Origin of the sequence: Succinivibrio dextrinosolvens (assembly GCF_900116345.1) — a bacterium.
Classification (GTDB): domain Bacteria; phylum Pseudomonadota; class Gammaproteobacteria; order Enterobacterales; family Succinivibrionaceae; genus Succinivibrio; species Succinivibrio dextrinosolvens_B.
In genome coordinates this window covers 25,536-44,217 of record NZ_FPAH01000022.1, presented here as the reverse complement: position 1 = coordinate 44,217, position 18,682 = coordinate 25,536, and the positions used below count along the sequence as shown (strand labels likewise).

Below are 18,682 nucleotides of genomic sequence, written 5' to 3'. Positions count from 1 at the left end.
ACACATCTCAGAGATGTCCCGTATGTGGAAGAATCCACAAACAGAGCAGAGACCATAACAGACATCTGTATAGCTGCCCATGCGGCTATAAATCCAATGATGACAGAGTTGGAGCCATGAATATTCAGAATCTTGGAAAGAGATGGCTGTCAGGAGAAAAGAATCCTAGATACAAAAAGGAAAATAACTGATTAAGAGTAAACTCTTTTTCAAAGCGGGCATTGTCAATTGTCCGATGATGCTGGCAGTGTAGGGAGATTACCAATTGGTATCGCTTGTACCTATATTATGCTGACTAGCAAGCCCTCGGATTTATCCGAGGGTATTTGACACAAGCTGTCTATTGAAACTTATTTAAAGAAATTCCTTTATTTCTTTTTTATCGACGAGGTAAAGAGATAATTAAGTAAAAAAACAAAAGAAGGAAAAGTGTTAATTAGAGTAAATTTTTTGAGAAATAGTCCCCTTAAAAGACCATTTTTATCTAGAAAAGACTGTTAAAAAAAATCCAGCATCGCTTAGACACTGGATTTTGCTTGTATTTTTCAGAGAAAACGTTAATTACTTAACTTCTGAAGTTAAGCCAGTTACAACAACCTCAACACGACGATCTGGTGCTAGGCAGTCGATTAAAGCCTTGCGGCCCTTTACGCCGTCGCACTTGTTGCCGGTTACAGGATTTGCCTTGCCCTTACCCTCAGATACCTTAGCAGCTACGCCGTTGTTCTGAAGTTCTGAGCTAACTGCATCAGCACGCTTCTGAGACAGCTTGTTGTTGTATGCGTCTGAACCGATGCGGTCGGTGTAGCCGTATACTTCAAACTCAGCCTCTTCAAGCTGGTTAGCAGACTGAACAACAGTTGAAACCGCGCTCTGACCTTCAGCTGATAGCTTTGAGCTGTCGAATGGGAATAGAACACCTGCATCTAAGGTGTGGGTCTGGGTGGTCTTAACCTTCTTCTTAGCTACAGGAGCTGCAGGCTGTGCACCACCGAAGGTGTACTGGAAGCCTAGGTATAATAAACCTTCATCAAGACGGGCGTCATCATCGAATGGCTCAACACCAATCTTTGCAGTATGATAGAAATAGTCATAACCAGCACGAACTGCGAAGCTGTTGGTAAATGCATACTGAACACCAACGCCAGCAACTGCGCCTAACTTGTTCTCACTCTCACCAAGAGCTGATAATCTGTTATAGGTAGGACCAACCTTGAAGAATACATCTGAGCCCTTAGTATCAAAGGTATAAGCAAATTTGCCGTATAACTCAGCAATATTCAGATGGAAAGCCTCTCTGGTGATTCCATAATAGCTGGTGAAATTCTGATCACCGATATAATCCCAAGCTAAACCTAAGCTGAACCAGTTATTAAAGTTATATTCACCGTAAATCTTGGTACCATAGCCATCATCATCAAAATGTGAATCGCTATAAACACCATTTACATCGTAGAATGAGCCATTTAGTTTATGGTCAAAACCGTGAGACCAGCCGACAGCGCCACCAACGGTCCAAGAATCAGGTAGAGCTGCATTAGCCGAACCTACAGCGAAAGCAGTAATCACTGCAGCTGCCAATAGATTAAATTTCATAATATATTTCCTTTTGTTTTGTAAACTAAATAAATTAGTCAAACCTATTATACATTTGCCAAATAAATCAAAGAGTAGATAAGACAGCTGAATTTCCCAAAATGTGAAGTAATACGTGCAAAAATCACATAATTAATGCCGTGTTAAATTAATTTTGTTCATTTTTGTTCATTTTGCTTAAAAAAGATGCAATTAATCATAGTCTGAAGCAGATTACGATGATTAGAAAGGTTAATACAAATTATTATCTATTTGATATTGAATGAGGAAATATCATATCATTGAATAAAACCTCGATCTTGAAGGGGGAATGGGAGAAAAGGATCTTGATGATGAAGAGATTCAGCTGAACAATAATATCAACAATAAGCAAAGAAATGTTGTTTTCAACAGACAGGTGGAAATCAACGATACCACCAGCAGATTCTCTTTACTTATCGCAGAGGATGTCATAAAACACGCTGAACTTTATGAGGTGAAGGTATACGATCCTGAAAACCCAAAGGCTGCAACAACCTTTGACGCCTTGGATCAGCATTTAGTTGCAAGCGAACAGAGTCCAAAGGCCTCTTTAAACAGAGGTCTTCTGATTGATGCAATGAAGTTAAAGCGTAATTTTGAGCCAAATGAGTTTAACAACATCGGTATTAAGACTCTAGGTCACTGGGCCGCACAGATTGTGCTTGATCCTAAGATGACCAACAAGAGTATACGAACCGAAATAAACAATCTTAATAAAGCAACACGCATTCTTGAGAATGTAAACTCTCTTGAGGCAGCGGTCGACCTTGCAATGATCGAAGATCTACTGACAAAAAATCCTGAAACTGTTCGTTCTAAGGTTGATATTACAAACATCGGTCAGGTAAGAACCGATCCTCAGCAGGGAATGACAGATAATCAGAAGCTTATTCACAATTTTATAGCAGATCTGTTTATGCCTTCTGATACCTCCCTGTATGACGGTAATGAAGGTAAGGCAGAAACCGTATCAAACAGATTATGCTGCAGCACACTGATGCCATAAAACTTATGCTTGAAGGAATCTATAACAAGGTGGAACTTCCTGTTTCAACACTGCCTGCCGGCATTAAGTAAGCTTCCTACTTTGTTTTATCTAAGAATTAAAAGCAAACTACAGGATGTTAAGCAAGAAAAAAGCTCTGATTTTACTCAGAGCTTTTCAGTATTTAATCTAATTTAAGATTAGTTATTCTGGGTGGTTTCACCGGTAACAACAATTTCTACACGACGATCTGGAGCTAAGCAGTCAATTACTGCCTTACGTCCCTTTACGCCGTTACACTTGTCGCCAGTTACAGGATTTGCTTTACCCTTACCCTCAGATACCTTTGGAGTTACACCATTGTTCTGAAGCTCTGCGCTAACAGCGTCAGCACGCTTCTGAGACAGGGTGTTGTTGTAAGCATCTGAACCGATACGGTCAGTGTGTCCATAAACTTCAAACTCTGCATTCTCATAGCCGTTAGCTGACTGAACAACAGTTGCAACTGCGTTCTGGCCTTCAGCTGATAGCTTTGCGCTGTCGAATGGGAATAGAACACCGGCATCCAAGGTGTGAGTCTGACTTGTTCTAACTTTCTTAGCAGGAGCTGGCTTGCTTGGGCCACCGAAGGTGTACTGGAAGCCAACATATAGCAAGCCTTCATCCAGACGAACGCCATCATCCCTAGCAACGTTGTAGAAGTAATCATATCCACCACGAAGAGCAAAATTAGGAGTAATTGCCCACTGAGCACCAATACCTGCAACAGCGCCTAATTTGAAATCAGAGCCCTCACCCGCGCTTGCCCAGTTACCTGTTGGACCAACCTTGAAGAATACATCAGAACCAGTGTTATCAAATGAATATGCAAATTTACCGTATACTTCAGCAATATTTGCATGTATAGAGCCCTTTGTTTTAATAAAAGGAGACCAAAAAACAGGAGGAGTATATGTTACGGATGCACTCTGACCACCGATATAGTTGTATCCCAGACCTAAACCAAACCAGTCTGTAAAGTTATATTCACCATATAGCTTTATTCCATAGCCGTTTTTATCATAATCATAGCTTTCTATATAGGTCTGACCATCTAGATCTATTCCTAATGCAGAACCTGGGAAGGAATGATCAAAAGCATGGGACCAGCCAGCGGCAGCACCAACGGTCCAAGTCTCAGGAACAGCAGCATTTGCTGAACCAACCGCAAATGCTGTAATAACAGCAACAGCCAATACGTTTAGTTTCATAATATAGTCCTTCATAAAATACCCAAAATTGGTCATTCTATTATACGAAAACAATTTGCTGACGGACCATTGATTTATCAGATAAATATCAGGAATGTGAACATATTCATCTCTTTTTCAGAAAAGAGATGAAAAATTAGATATAAGGCAGATTTTTATTTGAAATTTATGAGGTTAAGATCTTGTAGTGCCTGACATCACAGATCAGTAAAGGTTTGGACGGGCCTGAAGCTTCAGAATCTCGCTTACTTTCAGAGCCTGATTGGCCTTTTTATAAAGAGCGGTAAGCTCATCTTGCTCGAAGTTTCCACAGGCCTGAAAGAAAAGATATGACCTTCCGTCAAAGTAAGTCAGAAGACCTGAACATGGAGCATTATCCACATACTTGAAGGCAAAACCTCTCAAATCCACAACAGCCTTGAGATCCCAGCCCTGATAGGAGTCCATCATATACTGAGCATACTGTTTGGTTGTTGAGAGATTAACGATAGGCTCCAGAATCTGCAGAGAAGCATTCTTGCCTCCCTGCTCATCATAGTAAGAAGCCTTATTCCCTACTATAACTTCTTCAAAATCATCAACTGCAGCATAGGTGCTCAGAGAAAGGAAGATCAGAAACAGAGAAAAAAGCTTCTTCATAAACAAATTTACCTTACAAGCTGCTGATAAGCTGTATTGGAGGTTACCTCCTCAACAGGATAGTTAATAGCCTTGATAAACTCGTTAACCCCTTCTTCCTTGTCGGTTACATCAAGTCCGCACAATACTGAGCAGAACTCAAGACCGGTAATACGGAAGTGGAACAGAGTAATGTTGTAGGAATTACCCAGAGTTTCAAGGAATCTTAGCAGTGCATTTGAGGTTGCAGGGAACTCAAAGAGGAACAGTCTCTCATTGAGCTTGGATGAAGGATGACCGCCAACCATATAGCGCAGATGATCTTTTGCCAGACTGTCATCAGTAAGGTCGGTAACCAGATATCCGTTCTTCTTTAAAGACTTGCAGATATCGTTTAGCTCCTTCTTGCCCTCAGTCAGTTCAACTGATGCAAACACACGTGCTCTGTCATCTTTATTATATCTGTAACTGAATTCAGTTACCACGCGATCGCCCAGGGACTTGACCAGATCAAGGAAAGCTCCGATCTTCTCAGGAATTTCAACAGACAGGATACCCTCTGACATCTCACCGACGTCACAGCGCTCTGCAACCATACGCAGAGAGTGGAACTTCACATTGGCACCGGAAAGGATTGCGATGTGATTGCCGGTCTTGATGTTGTTCTCGCGGACATATTTCTTAAGACCTGCAAGTGATAAGGCACCGCTAGGCTCAGCAATAGCACGGGTATCATCAAAGATATCCTTCATGGCGGCACAGATTTCATCATTTGAACAGGTAATGATGTCATCAAGATACTTGCTTAATACTCTGAAGGTTTCGGTTCCGGCCTTGCTAACAGCAACACCGTCGGCAAAGTGGGAAACATAACCGATATCCACAGGAGCACCTGCCTTAAGGGCAGCCTTCATACAGGCAGAACCTTCAGCCTCAACACCGATAACCTTGATATGAGGCAGGATTGCCTTGATGTACGAGGCGATACCGGCGGCAAGTCCGCCACCGCCGATCTGAACATAAATGGTATCGATGCTGTCACACTGACCGATGATTTCGTGAGCGATTGTGCCCTGACCTGCAATCACCTCAGGATCATCATATGGAGGGATCATGGTCAGATTCTTCTTTTTAGAAAGCTGCTGAGCATAATCATAGGACTCATTGAAGCTGTCACCGTATAGGACAACCTCAGCCCCATAGTTTCTTACAGCATCAATCTTCAGATCAGGAGTGGTTGTAGGCATTACAATCACAGCCTTGATGCCAAGCTTCTTTGCAGATAAGGCCACGCCCTGGGCATGGTTGCCTGCTGATGCGGTAATAATACCTGACTTCAGGGCAGCCTCATCCAGATTCTTGATCTTATGGTAGGCACCGCGAAGCTTGAAAGAATGAATCTTCTGGTAATCCTCTCTTTTAAGCAGAACGTTGACCCCCAGTCTTGAGGAAAGTGAATCAAGGCTCTGCAGAGGAGTTACCTTCACTAAATCATAAATACGGGCTAATAGAGTCTTCTTAAGATAGCCCTGTGCATCTAACTGTTTTTCTGCCATATTATTATAAACCTTCTAATTTACTGCGATCACGCACACCGCCCTTGTCAGCAGATGAAGCTAACTTGCCGTAAGCCTTAAGTGCAAAGGAAATCTCTCTGTCACGGTTTACAGGCTGCCAGGCGTTCTTACCTTTCTCTTCCATTCTGCTGCGTCTTGCAGCAAGTTCCTCATCAGAAACAGCCATGCGAATGGTTCTGTTTGGAATATCAATCTCAATCAGATCGTTTTCCTCTAAAAGACCGATGTTACCACCGTTTGCAGCTTCTGGAGAAACGTGACCGATTGAAAGACCAGAGGAACCGCCAGAGAATCTGCCGTCGGTAACCAGAGCGCATTTCTTGCCCAGACCTACTGACTTGATGTATGAAGTTGGGTACAGCATTTCCTGCATGCCAGGACCGCCGCGAGGACCTTCATAACGGATGATTACAACATCGCCTTCCTTGACCTTTCCGCCTAGAATACCTTCTACGCCCTCTTCCTGACTCTCAAAGATTCTTGCAGGACCGACAAATTTAAGAATAGAAGCATCAACACCTGCAGTCTTAACGATACAGCCGTTTTCTGCCAGATTACCGTACAGTACAGCCAGACCGCCATCCTGAGAGTAGGCATGATCAATATCGTGAATACAGCCGTTTACACGGTCGGTATCCAGCTTGTCTGTGGTGTTGTTCTGAGAGAAAGCCTTGATATTGTACTTGCCACCGGCACAGGCCTTGTAGAACTGTTTTATTTCCTCAGAAGGTGATTTCTCAAGATCGTATCTGTCAATCTGCTCACCGATGGTCATGCCCAGAACGGTCTTTGAATCCTCATGCAGCAGACCTTTCTTTTTGAGCTGAGCCATGATATTCATGATACCGCCGGCATTGTGCAGGTCTTCCATATGCCACAGAGGGGTTGATGGAGACATCTTGCAGATGTGAGGAACCTTTCTTGATAATCTGTCGATATCAGCCATAGTGAAATCAACACCGGCCTCCTGAGCTACAGCCAGAAGATGCAGCACGGTATTGGTTGAGCCGCCCATTGCAATATCCAGGCTCATGGCATTTTCAAAAGTATTCTTGGTTGCAATTGAACGAGGCAGTACGGAATTGTCTCCATGCTCGTAATGAGCCTTGGCCATTTCCACAATTCGCTGAGCAGCCTTAACAAACAGCTGCTTTCTGTACTCGTGGGTTGCAACAAGTGAACCGTTGCCAGGCAGAGATAAACCTAAGGCCTCGGTCAGTGAATTCATTGAGTTTGCGGTGAACATGCCTGAACATGAACCGCAGGTTGGACATGCTGCAGATTCAACAGCACGAACCTCTTCATCGGTAACATTTGGTTCTGCGGATACCACCATGGCATCGATCAGATCAACCTTGTGATCACAGCCGTCCATACGACCGGCTTCCATTGGACCGCCTGAAACGAAGATTACAGGAATGTTCAGACGCATTGAAGCCATCAGCATACCAGGGGTTACCTTGTCGCAGTTTGAAATACATACCAGAGCATCAGCCTTATGAGCATTTACCATGTATTCAACTGAGTCAGCGATAATATCACGGCTTGGCAGAGAATAAAGCATACCGGTGTGGCCCATGGCAATACCGTCATCTACAGCAATGGTATTGAATTCCTTGGCAATACCGCCAGCCTTCTGAATTTCCTCAACAACAAGCTGACCGATTTCGTGAAGATGAACATGTCCTGGTACAAACTGGGTAAATGAGTTTGCAACCGCAATAATTGGCTTTCCAAAATCACTATCCTTTACACCGGTTGCCTTCCATAAAGCACGGGCACCGGCCATGATTTTGCCTTCATAGGTTACCTTAGAACGATAGTTGTTTGACATATGCGGTTTCCTTTTTTATCTGCGCAATTCTACTGATGCATGTGTTATTAGTATTTAAAAACAGAACTGCTCCAGTTAAGGAGCAGTCACAATGTTTAGATTAGGCTTTGCAAGGGGTTAACCAGCCATACTTGTCCTCAGTCTCGCCTCTTACGATTGCGAAGAATGCATTCTGAAGCTTCTCGGTAACTGGACCTCTGTAGCCCTGACCAACATCAATACCGTCAACTGAAGCAATTGGAGTAATCTCAGCTGCAGTACCAGTGAAGAACATTTCGTCAGCAAGGTATACAAACTCACGAGGCAGAGGCTGAGTACGAACCTCATAGCCTAAATCCTGAGCAACCTTGATAACTGCATCACGGGTAATACCAGGAAGCAGACCTGCTGTGGTTGGAGCGGTATAGATTACGTTATCCTTAACAAAGAATACGTTCTCGCCTGAACCTTCTGAAACGTAACCATTTGAATCTAAAGCGATTGCCTCGGTGTAACCGTTGTTGGTGCACTCATTTGCAATCAGAATTGATGACAGGTAGTTACCTGCAGCCTTAGCCTCTGTAGGAATGGTATCTGGAGCAAGACGACGCCATGAAGAAACACAGGCCTTAATACCTTTCTTCAGACCTTCCTCACCTAAGTAAGCTCCCCATGGAAGAGCACAGACCATAGCATCGGCGTTAACACCTTTCTTGAACTTAACACCCAGACCAACTTCACCCATGAAGATCAGAGGACGGATATAGCCAAACTCAAGACCGTTCTCGGTGATAACCTTCTTACAGGCATCCATAATCTCTTCTTTGGTCTGAGCAACAGGGAATCTGTAGATCTTTGCAGAGTTGAATAATCTGTCGATATGCTCCTTTAGACGGAAAATCTGAGGTCCCTTTGCAGTCTTGTAGGCACGAATACCCTCAAACACAGCTGAACCATAGTGCAGAGCATGAGCGGTTACGTGAACCTTGGCATCTGCCCATGGAACCATCTTTCCGTTGAACCATATAAACTTAGTTGCATCTGAGTCCATTTTAAATCCCCTTTTGTTATTTCAATCGAACGTAAGTTCTGAAAAGTCTATCATTTTGTTCAAACCAAAATTGCCAAATAAATCATGGTCTGAAGCAATTTTTGAAATTTGAAGTCTAATTCGATTATATCTCAAAAAATGAAACATAGTTAATATTATGTTCCTTTTTTTGCAAAAATAGAATTATGCTCAAAAAGTGGTAGAATGTGAACTCAATTATCCAACGTTAAGGTTATCTATATATATGCTTTCTTTTTTACCTGGCCCGCTGCTGTTTATTATCAACAGCCTGCTGATTGCAGTGAATGTAATCCTGATTGCCACCCCTATTCTGTTAATGGGTATCATTAAGCTGATTCTTCCTATTGGTTTCATTCTGCGTTTTGTAGACAACTGCAACTATTACCTGTATAAGATCTGGGTTGTGGACAACAGAATGCTTATGGCATTAACCAACAATATCAAATGGCATATAACAGGAGATGAGATCCCATCTACCCGTAAATCCTGCATCGTGATGTCAAATCACATCAGCTGGCTTGATATTCTGTTTATCGGTTCCGTATATGGCGGAAAAATTCCAATCACCAAGTTCTTCATGAAGCAGAACCTTATCTATATTCCTTTTGTAGGTCTGGCCTGCTATACCTTAGGCATGCCTTTTTTACGCAGATATCCTAAAGAGAAGCTGCTGAAGAATCCTGCCCTCAGAACCAAGGATGTGGAGACTACCAAGAAAGTCTGCAAGGATCTGATTAAATATCCTTCATCACTTATCAACTTCTGTGAAGGCACCCGTTTTACTCCTGAAAAGGCTAAGAAAGCAAAATCAACCTATAAACACCTGATGCCTCCAAAGGCTGCATCTTTAGGTGTTGCACTCTCAGAAATCTATGACGAGGTTGAATACATCTTCAACAACACCTTCTACTATCCTGAAAACTCAAAAGGAGCTTTCATGGATATGATGTTCGGAAAGATTAAGGATGTCTATGTAAATGTAGAGATCCTTGAAAAGGACGACCGTCTGCGTGGAAATTATCTTGAGGATAAAACCTTCAAGCACGATTTCACCATGTACCTGCGTGAGCTCTGGGAGAAGAAGGATCAGCTTTTAGATGAGATGGAAGCTGACTATCGCAGTAGAAAAGATAACAAATAACTATCTGTTTTATACTTAATATTTTGAAAGGTGGCACATGCCGCCTTTTTTGTTTGCTACCAATCGTATTCAGATTCCAGATTAATAGTCTTTAATCTCTGTTCCTTTTTTACTCGGTCTAGACCGACTCGGTAACGACCGAGTAAAATTTGAAAATCACAAATAAAATACTATAATTAGTTTAGTCGGTTTAAACCGAGTCGGAAGAGATCGAGTAAAAAATGAAATTTATCGGCAGAACAAGACAGTTAAAACAGCTTGAAAGGGAAATCGATACGGACAGAATGAGCTTTGCTCTCATCTATGGTCGAAGACGCATCGGAAAAAGCGAGCTGATAAAACAGGCGTTAAAAGACAGTCAAAAGAAATCCTTATACTATGAATGCAAACAGGTATCAGAGAAAAGTAATGTTGATGCCATATGCGATTTACTATCAGAACAGTTTAATCTTCCAAAGCTGGGTTTAGACTCCATTGAAGAGGTTTTAGACTATTTATTTAAAGCAGCGAAAGATGAAAAACTGGTTTTAGTGCTGGACGAATACCCATACCTTAGGGAAGGGATAAAAGGCCTGGATAGCATTCTGCAGGCAAAAATAGATCAGTATAGAGAAAATTCCAAGCTCACTATTGTGATCCTCGGCTCTTATGTTGAGATCATGAAATCCCTGCTTGAACACTCTAATCCACTGTTTGGTCGAGTAGACCTTGTTATAAATCTGCAGCAGATGGATTTCTACGACTCAGCTTTGTTTTATCCAAATTATTCAGCCGAAGACAAAATCAGAATCTATTCAGTCTTTGGTGGAATTCCCTATTACAACAGACTGATAGATGACAGAAAAACAGTCAGAGAGAATATTATTGAGCTAATTTCAGCACCAGGCGCACGCCTTGAGAACGAAGTTACGATGTATCTGAACTCAGAAATAGCCAAGATAAACAATGCAAATGAGGTTATTGATGCCCTATCAAGAGGATATTCAAAATTCAGTGATATTCTATCCCAATCACACGTTACAAGTAGCCCTACTCTGGTGGATATCCTAAATAAACTGATAAGAATGGAGCTTGTTGAGAAAAGTTCACCTATTAACGATGAAAACAACCGAAAGAAAACAAGTTACAGTATCTGCGATAATCTCTCTCTCTTTTACTACAGATATATTTTTAAATACTCATCACAGCAGAGAATAATGGATGAGGATGTATTCTATGACAAATACATCGACCAGAATTTCGAGGAAGACTACGTTCCGCACCGTTTCGAAACTATCTGCAGACAATACCTAATAAGACAGAATCGGATTGGACAGATATCTCCTGTCATAGAGAAAATAGGCAAATATTATTACGATGATCCTGTCAATCACAGGAATGGAGAATTTGATGTTGTAACTCTTGATGAAAAAGGGTACGTTTTTTACGAGGTTAAGTTTAGGAAGAACAGGATTTCTAAGGCAATAATCGATAAAGAAATTGAACAGGTAAAAGCTACAGAGTTAAATCCCTACAAATACGTGTTCATATCCAGATCTGGATTTGAAATTTCTCCTGAGGATAATCTTGAGCTGATAGATTTATCAGATTTATTCAATTAAGAAGATATCGAAAAAATATAACTCAGGAAATGCGATTTAATTAAGCCGAACTACTAATGGTTTGGCTTTTTTCGTAAATAATCATCTATCTCTCACAAATCACAAGCATTTCTCTAGACAAGCGCCCAAGCATAAACAAAACTGCAAAGTAACCATTCACTCTTAACAGAGGACCAATTCTATGAAGAACATTGCCCTGCTCACTTACCTTTCTTTTTGTGTTCTAACTGCCTGCGCACCTTTAAAACAGAGTCCTCAGGACAAGTATTTCTCCAATAACGATGCTCTTAGCAGGGATTATCAGAATGCAGTTATTGATGCGGTTATTCCTGATAAAAACAAAGTTCATTCAGGTCTAATGCAAATAAAAGGTCCAGAAAACAGTACAGGACAGGAATGGGTAACTGTTGACGGAAGAAAAATGGTACTGGTGACCTCACTTATCAAAGATGAGTTCCTAAAATACTGGATGAATGATGAGCCGTTTGAACTAAAGATCGACTGCTGGGTAAGCATACCTTCGGAGTGGAGTCGTTTTAAACAGGATTTTGTACCGCTTAACGATGCCCATGACATGATTAGAATGCAGCAGCTGGTAGGAATACCTCAGGATGAACATTATTCTGTAATGATTGAGTTTTACGCCGATGCAGAAAAAATCTTCAGACCATGTAAGAATTCACAAACCACCACAGACGTCTGCCCTCTTGAGTATCCAGCAGGTACCAAAAAAGAGTACATAGAATGGTTTGAAAACCTTAAAGATCAGTCCTACAAGGGCACACCAGCATATCCTTTCACTCAGCTGGGCTACTGCTATGACTGGAACAGCAATTCAAAAGACCATGTTGGAGTAAGCGAGTTTATTGTGCCAAAGGGAACACTGATAAAAGTAAAGAATCGCATGAGTTATCAGGAGTTTATCGACGAGATAAAATAATCTAAACCTTTATTATGTTTTTTTCTCATTGTAATTCAGGTAGTTGAATCTATGGCTGTTGTTGATTCCGATGAAATAGGTCAGGTTGATGAGGTTGAACTTTTACAGGAAGCGCTAAGTTCCGGAGCCTGGCATATGACATTCGACCGAAATGCTGAACTTACCTCTGTACTCTGGAGTCCGGTATTCAGACGCATGATTGGATACAGAGATGAGCAGGATTTTCCAAATGATATTAGTGCGTTTATAGAACATCTTCATCCTGAGGATCAGGAACAGGTTGTTAGTGGCTACTGGAATGCTGTAAAGGACTTTACCAACAGGACAGTTTATGACACCGAATATCGTTTTCTGACAAAAAACAGAGGCTATCGCTGGTTCCATGCCGCAGGAAGAATTGCCAGAAGAGAGGACGGTTCGCCAATTTCCATTGTTGGATTTTTCGTTGATATAGATGACAGAAAAAAATCCGAGGAAAGAGTTAAAGCAGCAAACAAAGCAAAGTCTGAGCAGCTGAGGATTCTGCAGTCTCTTGCAGGTATGTATTACTCTATGCATCTTATTAACCTGGTTACAGGATCAATAACCGAGTATTCCTCGGGTGAGGACCTAAGACCATTCTTAAAACAGGATCTTCCTGCTTCAGAAAAAATGAGGACAGTAATGGAGAATGTTATCGTTCCTCAGTTTCGGCACAGTGCACTTGAATTTACCAATCTCACAACACTTCGAGAACGTATGAAGGGACTGAAAACTCTTTCATCGGAATTTGTCGGAATATATACAGGATGGTTTATTGCAAACTTTATAACCGTTGAAGCAGATGAATCAGGCTATCCGACACTGGTTCTGTTCACCACCCAGATTATAGATGAGCGTAAACAGCAGGAGCAGGTGCTGTTTTTACGTTCTGTTACCGACGATATGACTGGTTTTCTAAACCGCAGAGCCTATGAGGAGCAGCTTGAATTCTACCGTCGCCAGCCTATACCTGAGAATCTGATTTTTGTTGTATTCGATATAAATCAGCTTAAATATGTAAATGACAATCTTGGTCATGCTGCAGGTGATGAGCTTATATGTGGCTTTGCCAGTGTTCTCAACGAATTACACTCTTTATACGGGAAGAAAGCCAGAATCTTTCGAACCGGAGGAGATGAATTTGTCGGCATTTTCTTCATGGATGCAAAGGAACATGCCTTAACCGAAAAAGCCTTCAATGAACTGGTAAAGCAATGGCGTGGCAAAAACGTAGAGAAAATGGCCATTGCCTATGGAAAGGCCTCAAAGGCTGACTATCCTGAGATTTCAATTGATGAACTTGCCAAGATTGCAGATAAGAACATGTATGAAGCTAAAGCTGCGTATTACAGAGAGCATGGAATAGACAGGAAAAGCATACCGTTGATGTAACAGCTGAAGAGGTACTGGAGCTGACTGTTAAGACATTAAAAGACATTCTCAGTGAAAATGAGATTACTGCAGATATTAAGCTTCAGAAAAATGAGTATGCGGAAAAATAGTCAGTTAACTGATTGAAATAGGTATAATTTATCGAAAAGGCCAAACAAAAATGTTTAGCCTTTTTGATTTTGATTGAATTCTACTTAAGAGTCAGAAGATATCTGATAAGCTCGATGTATTCCTCTGCAGTATCAACATTATCTGTCATCGCAAGATATTTGCCGTTAACCACAATCTCAGGAACAGCCTCAATTCCGTACTCTTTTACATAGCGGTCATACTCGGAGATTTTAGCTGCAGTAATAAAGGATTTTGACTCCTGCTCATATCTCTCCTTGGAAACACCAAGACTCTCAAAGAGCTCAGTGAAATAAGCAGGATCTTCAGGATACTTCTCCTTAACATGGATTCTGTCAAAAAGTTCTTCTCTTAATTCCTCACTGATGCCGAGATTAAGGGCAACAGCATAAGCTCTCTGGGTTTCAACACCAACGTCACCGCCAATGATGCCCACTGGATTGTAAATGTACTCAGCCTTTCCCTCAAAAGCCTTTTTGATTTCATTAAAGCTTGGATCAAGAGCATAGCAGTGGGAGCAGAAGAAAGAGAAAAACTCTCTTATCTGCGGAGTAGTGGTGATATGCTCAGTTACAATCTTATAGTCTGTGCCCTGCTTGTATTCCTTTGCAGCAACACTGTTCACAAAAAACAAACCGACGATTAAAGCAAAACAAACTTTAAATGCATTCTTAAACATCAACAATTCCTTAATTAAAAAGGCAATCTTTCCCAGCAGGAAACTCTGCTGCGCAGTTCATGAGGGTCACGCTTCACTCGTTTTACCCCACGACTTATGTAAGAGAAGAACATCCTTGTAAGAATATTACTTCTCACCACCATTTTACTTAAAATATAAAGTATTTTTACGGTTCTTCTGGAAATTTTAACATTCCTGTCTGTATCCGTGTCTGCATCGCTGAGTAATTTCAGTGTAGCGGTGGCCATGGCAATATTGAGGAGACAGAATAATCTTATTCCGGACTCTTTGTTAGGGATTCTGAGAATAAAATTCAGTGCATCATCAAGATGCCCCTGACAGATTGCAAGATATTCCTTTATAACCTCAGCTGAATTAGAGCCGTCCCTTGCAATTGGCAGAAAACAGGCATCACGATCCTTATCAACAAGACGATCCTTGAGGATATTTGTAAGCTGCAGTCCTTCACCAAAACTAACAGAGAGAGCCATCAGCTCTTTTCGGTCTATATCATGGTTATGCTCATAAAACAGGGCGGCCAGAAGTTCACCGACAACACCTGCAACATAATAGCAGTAATGATCTACGTCATTGAGATCTTTAATCTCTGTCCCCTCTAAAGAACGGGACATACCTAAAGAAAGAATTGAAACGCCTTTTGAAAGAATATTTCTGATTTTTACCGGATAGGTTAAAGTTCTCTTAACTACAGCAGGCATATCAGAGATAAGAGCAAACTCCTTGTCTACAGCTCCGTCACGAACTAGATCAACTGCCTGGCGGTGAAGCTTTAGAAGTTCCATCTCATCATTAAAGCCTTCTTTACAGAATAGAGAAAAAGACTTTAACCATGAGATTTTCTTATCCACTGCGGCCTTGGGATCATCTTCTACAGTGTCAGCAATTCTACACAAAAGATAAGCATTTGATATATAATCAATAAGTGCTTCAGGAAGCATTGGAATAGTAAGAGCAAAGGTTCTTGAAACATTTTTCAGGTGTTCCTGCTGAGAAGAAAAATCAATTTCAGTTAACACTTTGAAAAAACCCCGTCACACAAAATTTTCTATAATGAAACAGATAACAAACAAATAATATACAAAAAAGATTTGGGTAGAAGTATATCATGGATAACTGCGTACAAAGAGAACATCCTCCTGTAGGAAATCTTTTATTAAGAACACTTGCAATGCCGGGAGATACTAATCCTGCCGGAGATATTTTCGGTGGCTGGATCATGTCGCAGATGGATATAGCAGGAGCTCTTCTGGCAAGAGAAGTGGCAAACGGTAGAGTAGTAACTGTTGCTGTTGAAGGCATGTCTTTTCTAAAGCCGGTTGCTGTGGGTGATATAGTCTGCTGCTACGGCAAATGTACCCATGTTGGACACACCTCGCTAAAAGTACATATGGAAATCTGGGTAAAAAAGTTTATTGTCTCACCAACCGATGAACATGTGGACAGATATCTGGTGACCGAAGCAAACTTTATATATGTCAGTGTTGACAAGGATGGAAATCCAAAACCGCTGCCTCCAACAGCAAAGATTGTTGCCGAGCAGGGAATTGATGCCGCCAGAGTGGGCTTAAACAGCGACGGAACCTTAAAGAAAGGACAGAACTGACAGAGCAACTCTGTCAGTATTCCTATCTAATTTTATCTGTGGTAAAGGTTTTGAGCTCTTCAAATTCCCTATCAACAAAGAACTCAAAATTCTTTTTGAAATTCTCTGTATAGCCAAGTCTTGACTGATGGAAGAAACCTACACAGAAAACAGCCAGATGTTCCTGAGCTGCTTCAATGGCAAGATTGGATGGGAGCTGACCTTTGGAGATACAGTTTCTGAAAATCTTGTTCATAAGGTCATGTCTTGATTTTATAAAATCAAAAACTCTGGTTCTAACTTCCTCGTTACCGGTTGAACCTGCCATAATGGAAATGATCATCGACATCAGAGAAGAGCTGATGAATTTGTTGCCTTCCTCATCAACCATTGATTTGATACAGCCTTTAAGCTTTGACAAAGGATCTTTTTCATCAGGATCGGCAGCCTCATGCAGAAGATCAATTGAGAACTTCTCCTTATCCAGAAAATCCATCAGATTAACCAGAAGTTCTTCCTTATTTTCAAAATGCCAGTAGATAGCACCTCTGGTAACACCTGCATATTTGGCAATATCAGAAAGACTGGTTCTCTCGTAACCTCTGCGGGTAAATAATCTTTGAGCACTTTCAAGGATCTTTCTTCTGGTTGCTTGGGAGTCTTCCTGAGTTCTGCGAGGCATAAAAATCACCTTTGATTTATCTTTTGAACAAGATTCTGATTTTTGTATGTAAACACAGCTAGATTTTAAGAAATCTGTGCAATTTGTCAATAAATTTGGGAATTGTTCTCATAAATACCCCTTATTAATGCAACAGTTAGGACGATCAACTTAACTATTAAATAAAACTGCAATGCCAAGATTAATTCTCAAAAAAACATCTAAATCTACGTAATCTTTTGAAAAAACTAAAGCTTTTCTTAAAAATGACATACATTTGTCGTATTTGTGTTTAATAACAAAATGCGATTTAAGTAGCATAATTACACCCTGCTATATAAAAGCATTTTTCACTCTATACTTATAAATGACTCCTCAATATCTATAGGACCCTTGTGTATGTTATTGTTCAGAGCAAACAAATTCATATTACCTTGTGCGATTGCAGCTGCGATCGTATCTTTAGCAGGATGTGGTAAATCAGAAAATCAGCAGCACGGTGCTCTACCAGTTGATGTTACATTGGTTAAAAAGGCCGATGTTGCAGTTATTTCCCGTCTGACCGGAAGAGCCTCTGCAACCCGTAAGGCTGAGGTTAGACCTCAGGTTACAGGTATTCTTCAGAAACGTTTATTTGTAGAAGGTTCTATAGTAAATCAGGGAGATCAGCTCTATCAGATTGATCCTTCTGTTTATGAGGCAAATGTAAAATCCGCTGAAGCAGCCCTTGCAAGTGCCAAGGCAACCCTGCACTCCAGCAAACTAAAGGCTGACAGATACAGAAGCCTTTTAGAGAAAAAAGCTGTAAGTAAGCAGGATTATGATGACGCTCAGGCTGCCTATCTGACAGCCAATGCCAGTGTAAAATCCGCAGAAGCAGCTCTGGCAACCGCCAACATCAACCTTGCCTACACCAAGGTATACGCTCCTATTACAGGAACCATCAGCCGTTCAGACATTACCGAGGGTGCACTGGTTTCATCAGGGCAGGTTACCCCACTGACCACCATTCAGCAGCTTGATCCTATATACGTTGACTTAGGTCAGACCGCTGAGGAAAACATTCTTTTACGTAAGAATCTAACCGACGGCAAATTGTTGAACGATGGTAAGGCAAAGGTTGATATCTTCCTGTCTGACGGCACCAAGTACGCCCATTCAGGCACCATTGAGTTTGCAGAAATGAGCGTAGATGAGTCAACCGGCATGGTTAACCTCAGAGCTCTGGTTCCAAACCCAGAACATATTCTGCTGCCAGGAATCTTCCTTCGCGGTGAAATCAACCAGGGTGTTATGCCACAGGCTCTGACCGTTGCAGCAAACGGTGTTCAGCGTGAGGCTAACGGTATAACCTATGTATATGCTGTAAATGATCAGAATGTGGTTCAGAGAATCAACGTAAAACTTGGGGCTCAGAGTGAAAACGCATACGTTGTTATTGACGGACTAAAAGAAGGTGACAAGGTTATTACCAGCAACACCCAGAAAATCCGCCCGGGAGTACCTGTAACTCCAATCATTCCAGGGCAGGCACCTCAGGATGGACAGCAGGCTCAGCAGCCACAGCCACAGCAGAAATAAGA

17 protein-coding genes are annotated in these 18,682 nt (G+C 41.4%); 8 read left to right on the top strand and 9 right to left on the bottom strand.

The genetic code is table 11. The annotated features are described in order from the left end of the window. A partial coding sequence (locus BM308_RS08075) for a zinc ribbon domain-containing protein (protein WP_143098582.1) occupies positions 1-191 on the top strand: 191 nt, incomplete at its 5' end. 370 nt (positions 192-561) lie between these two features. Here BM308_RS08075 and BM308_RS08070 read toward each other — a convergent pair. Then, complete coding sequence (locus BM308_RS08070) at positions 562-1,596, bottom strand: OmpA family protein (protein ID WP_074944391.1); 1,035 nt, start codon at positions 1,594-1,596, stop codon at positions 562-564. A 310-nt stretch (positions 1,597-1,906) separates the two neighbouring features. On the opposite strand from BM308_RS08070, the gene BM308_RS08065 reads away from it, so the two are divergent. Then, positions 1,907-2,623: a hypothetical protein gene (locus BM308_RS08065; protein ID WP_074944390.1), complete on the top strand. Its 717-nt coding sequence runs from the start codon at positions 1,907-1,909 to the stop codon at positions 2,621-2,623. Between the two features lie 179 nt (positions 2,624-2,802). On the opposite strand, the gene BM308_RS08060 is transcribed toward BM308_RS08065, so the two are convergent. The 5 genes from BM308_RS08060 to BM308_RS08040 form a co-directional block, all read right to left on the bottom strand. Further along, entirely contained in the window at positions 2,803-3,852 is a 1,050-nt protein-coding gene (locus BM308_RS08060; protein WP_074944387.1) for an OmpA family protein, read from the bottom strand. A 204-nt stretch (positions 3,853-4,056) separates the two neighbouring features. Then, positions 4,057-4,491, bottom strand: a complete 435-nt coding sequence (locus BM308_RS08055; RefSeq protein WP_074944385.1) for a hypothetical protein — start codon at positions 4,489-4,491, stop codon at positions 4,057-4,059. Between the two features lie 8 nt (positions 4,492-4,499). Next, a complete protein-coding gene (gene ilvA / locus BM308_RS08050) occupies positions 4,500-6,026 on the bottom strand; it encodes a threonine ammonia-lyase, biosynthetic (RefSeq protein ID WP_074944383.1) in 1,527 nt (508 codons plus the stop codon). A 4-nt stretch (positions 6,027-6,030) separates the two neighbouring features. Continuing rightward, on the bottom strand, positions 6,031-7,881 hold the full coding sequence (gene ilvD / locus BM308_RS08045) for a dihydroxy-acid dehydratase (RefSeq protein WP_074944381.1): 1,851 nt from the start codon (positions 7,879-7,881) through the stop codon (positions 6,031-6,033). A 100-nt stretch (positions 7,882-7,981) separates the two neighbouring features. Next, positions 7,982-8,911 carry a branched-chain amino acid transaminase gene (locus BM308_RS08040; protein ID WP_074944379.1) on the bottom strand — a complete coding sequence of 310 codons (930 nt, stop codon included), beginning with the start codon at positions 8,909-8,911 and terminating at the stop codon, positions 7,982-7,984. 244 nt (positions 8,912-9,155) lie between these two features. On the opposite strand from BM308_RS08040, the gene BM308_RS08035 reads away from it, so the two are divergent. The 4 genes from BM308_RS08035 (at position 9,156) to BM308_RS08020 (ending at position 14,027) form a co-directional block, all read left to right on the top strand. Further along, positions 9,156-10,073: an acetyltransferase gene (locus BM308_RS08035; protein ID WP_074944377.1), complete on the top strand. Its 918-nt coding sequence runs from the start codon at positions 9,156-9,158 to the stop codon at positions 10,071-10,073. A gap of 221 nt (positions 10,074-10,294) precedes the next feature. After that, positions 10,295-11,674 (top strand): ATP-binding protein, encoded by a 1,380-nt coding sequence (locus BM308_RS08030; protein WP_074944375.1) that lies wholly within the window; start codon positions 10,295-10,297, stop codon positions 11,672-11,674. A gap of 181 nt (positions 11,675-11,855) precedes the next feature. Continuing rightward, complete coding sequence (locus BM308_RS08025; protein WP_074944373.1) at positions 11,856-12,614, top strand: hypothetical protein; 759 nt, start codon at positions 11,856-11,858, stop codon at positions 12,612-12,614. 51 nt (positions 12,615-12,665) lie between these two features. Then, entirely contained in the window at positions 12,666-14,027 is a 1,362-nt protein-coding gene (locus BM308_RS08020) for a sensor domain-containing diguanylate cyclase (RefSeq protein WP_074944371.1), read from the top strand. A gap of 190 nt (positions 14,028-14,217) precedes the next feature. Here BM308_RS08020 and BM308_RS08015 read toward each other — a convergent pair whose 3' ends face one another. Together BM308_RS08015 and BM308_RS08010 are read right to left on the bottom strand one after the other, a co-directional pair. After that, the gene (locus BM308_RS08015) at positions 14,218-14,835 is read right to left on the bottom strand and encodes a thiol:disulfide interchange protein DsbA/DsbL (protein WP_074944369.1); all 618 of its coding nucleotides are present in this window, start codon (positions 14,833-14,835) and stop codon (positions 14,218-14,220) included. Between the two features lie 14 nt (positions 14,836-14,849). Further along, positions 14,850-15,872: a squalene/phytoene synthase family protein gene (locus BM308_RS08010; protein ID WP_083425504.1), complete on the bottom strand. Its 1,023-nt coding sequence runs from the start codon at positions 15,870-15,872 to the stop codon at positions 14,850-14,852. Positions 15,873-15,961: 89 nt separating this feature from the next. Between BM308_RS08010 and yciA the strand changes: the two genes are divergently transcribed. Further along, the gene (gene yciA, locus BM308_RS08005; RefSeq protein WP_074944367.1) at positions 15,962-16,459 is read left to right on the top strand and encodes an acyl-CoA thioester hydrolase YciA; all 498 of its coding nucleotides are present in this window, start codon (positions 15,962-15,964) and stop codon (positions 16,457-16,459) included. 22 nt (positions 16,460-16,481) lie between these two features. On the opposite strand, the gene BM308_RS08000 is transcribed toward yciA, so the two are convergent. After that, entirely contained in the window at positions 16,482-17,120 is a 639-nt protein-coding gene (locus BM308_RS08000) for a TetR family transcriptional regulator (protein ID WP_074944365.1), read from the bottom strand. Positions 17,121-17,498: 378 nt separating this feature from the next. On the opposite strand from BM308_RS08000, the gene BM308_RS07995 reads away from it, so the two are divergent. Then, a complete protein-coding gene (locus BM308_RS07995; protein ID WP_074944363.1) occupies positions 17,499-18,680 on the top strand; it encodes an efflux RND transporter periplasmic adaptor subunit in 1,182 nt (393 codons plus the stop codon). Positions 18,681-18,682: the final 2 nt, after the last annotated feature.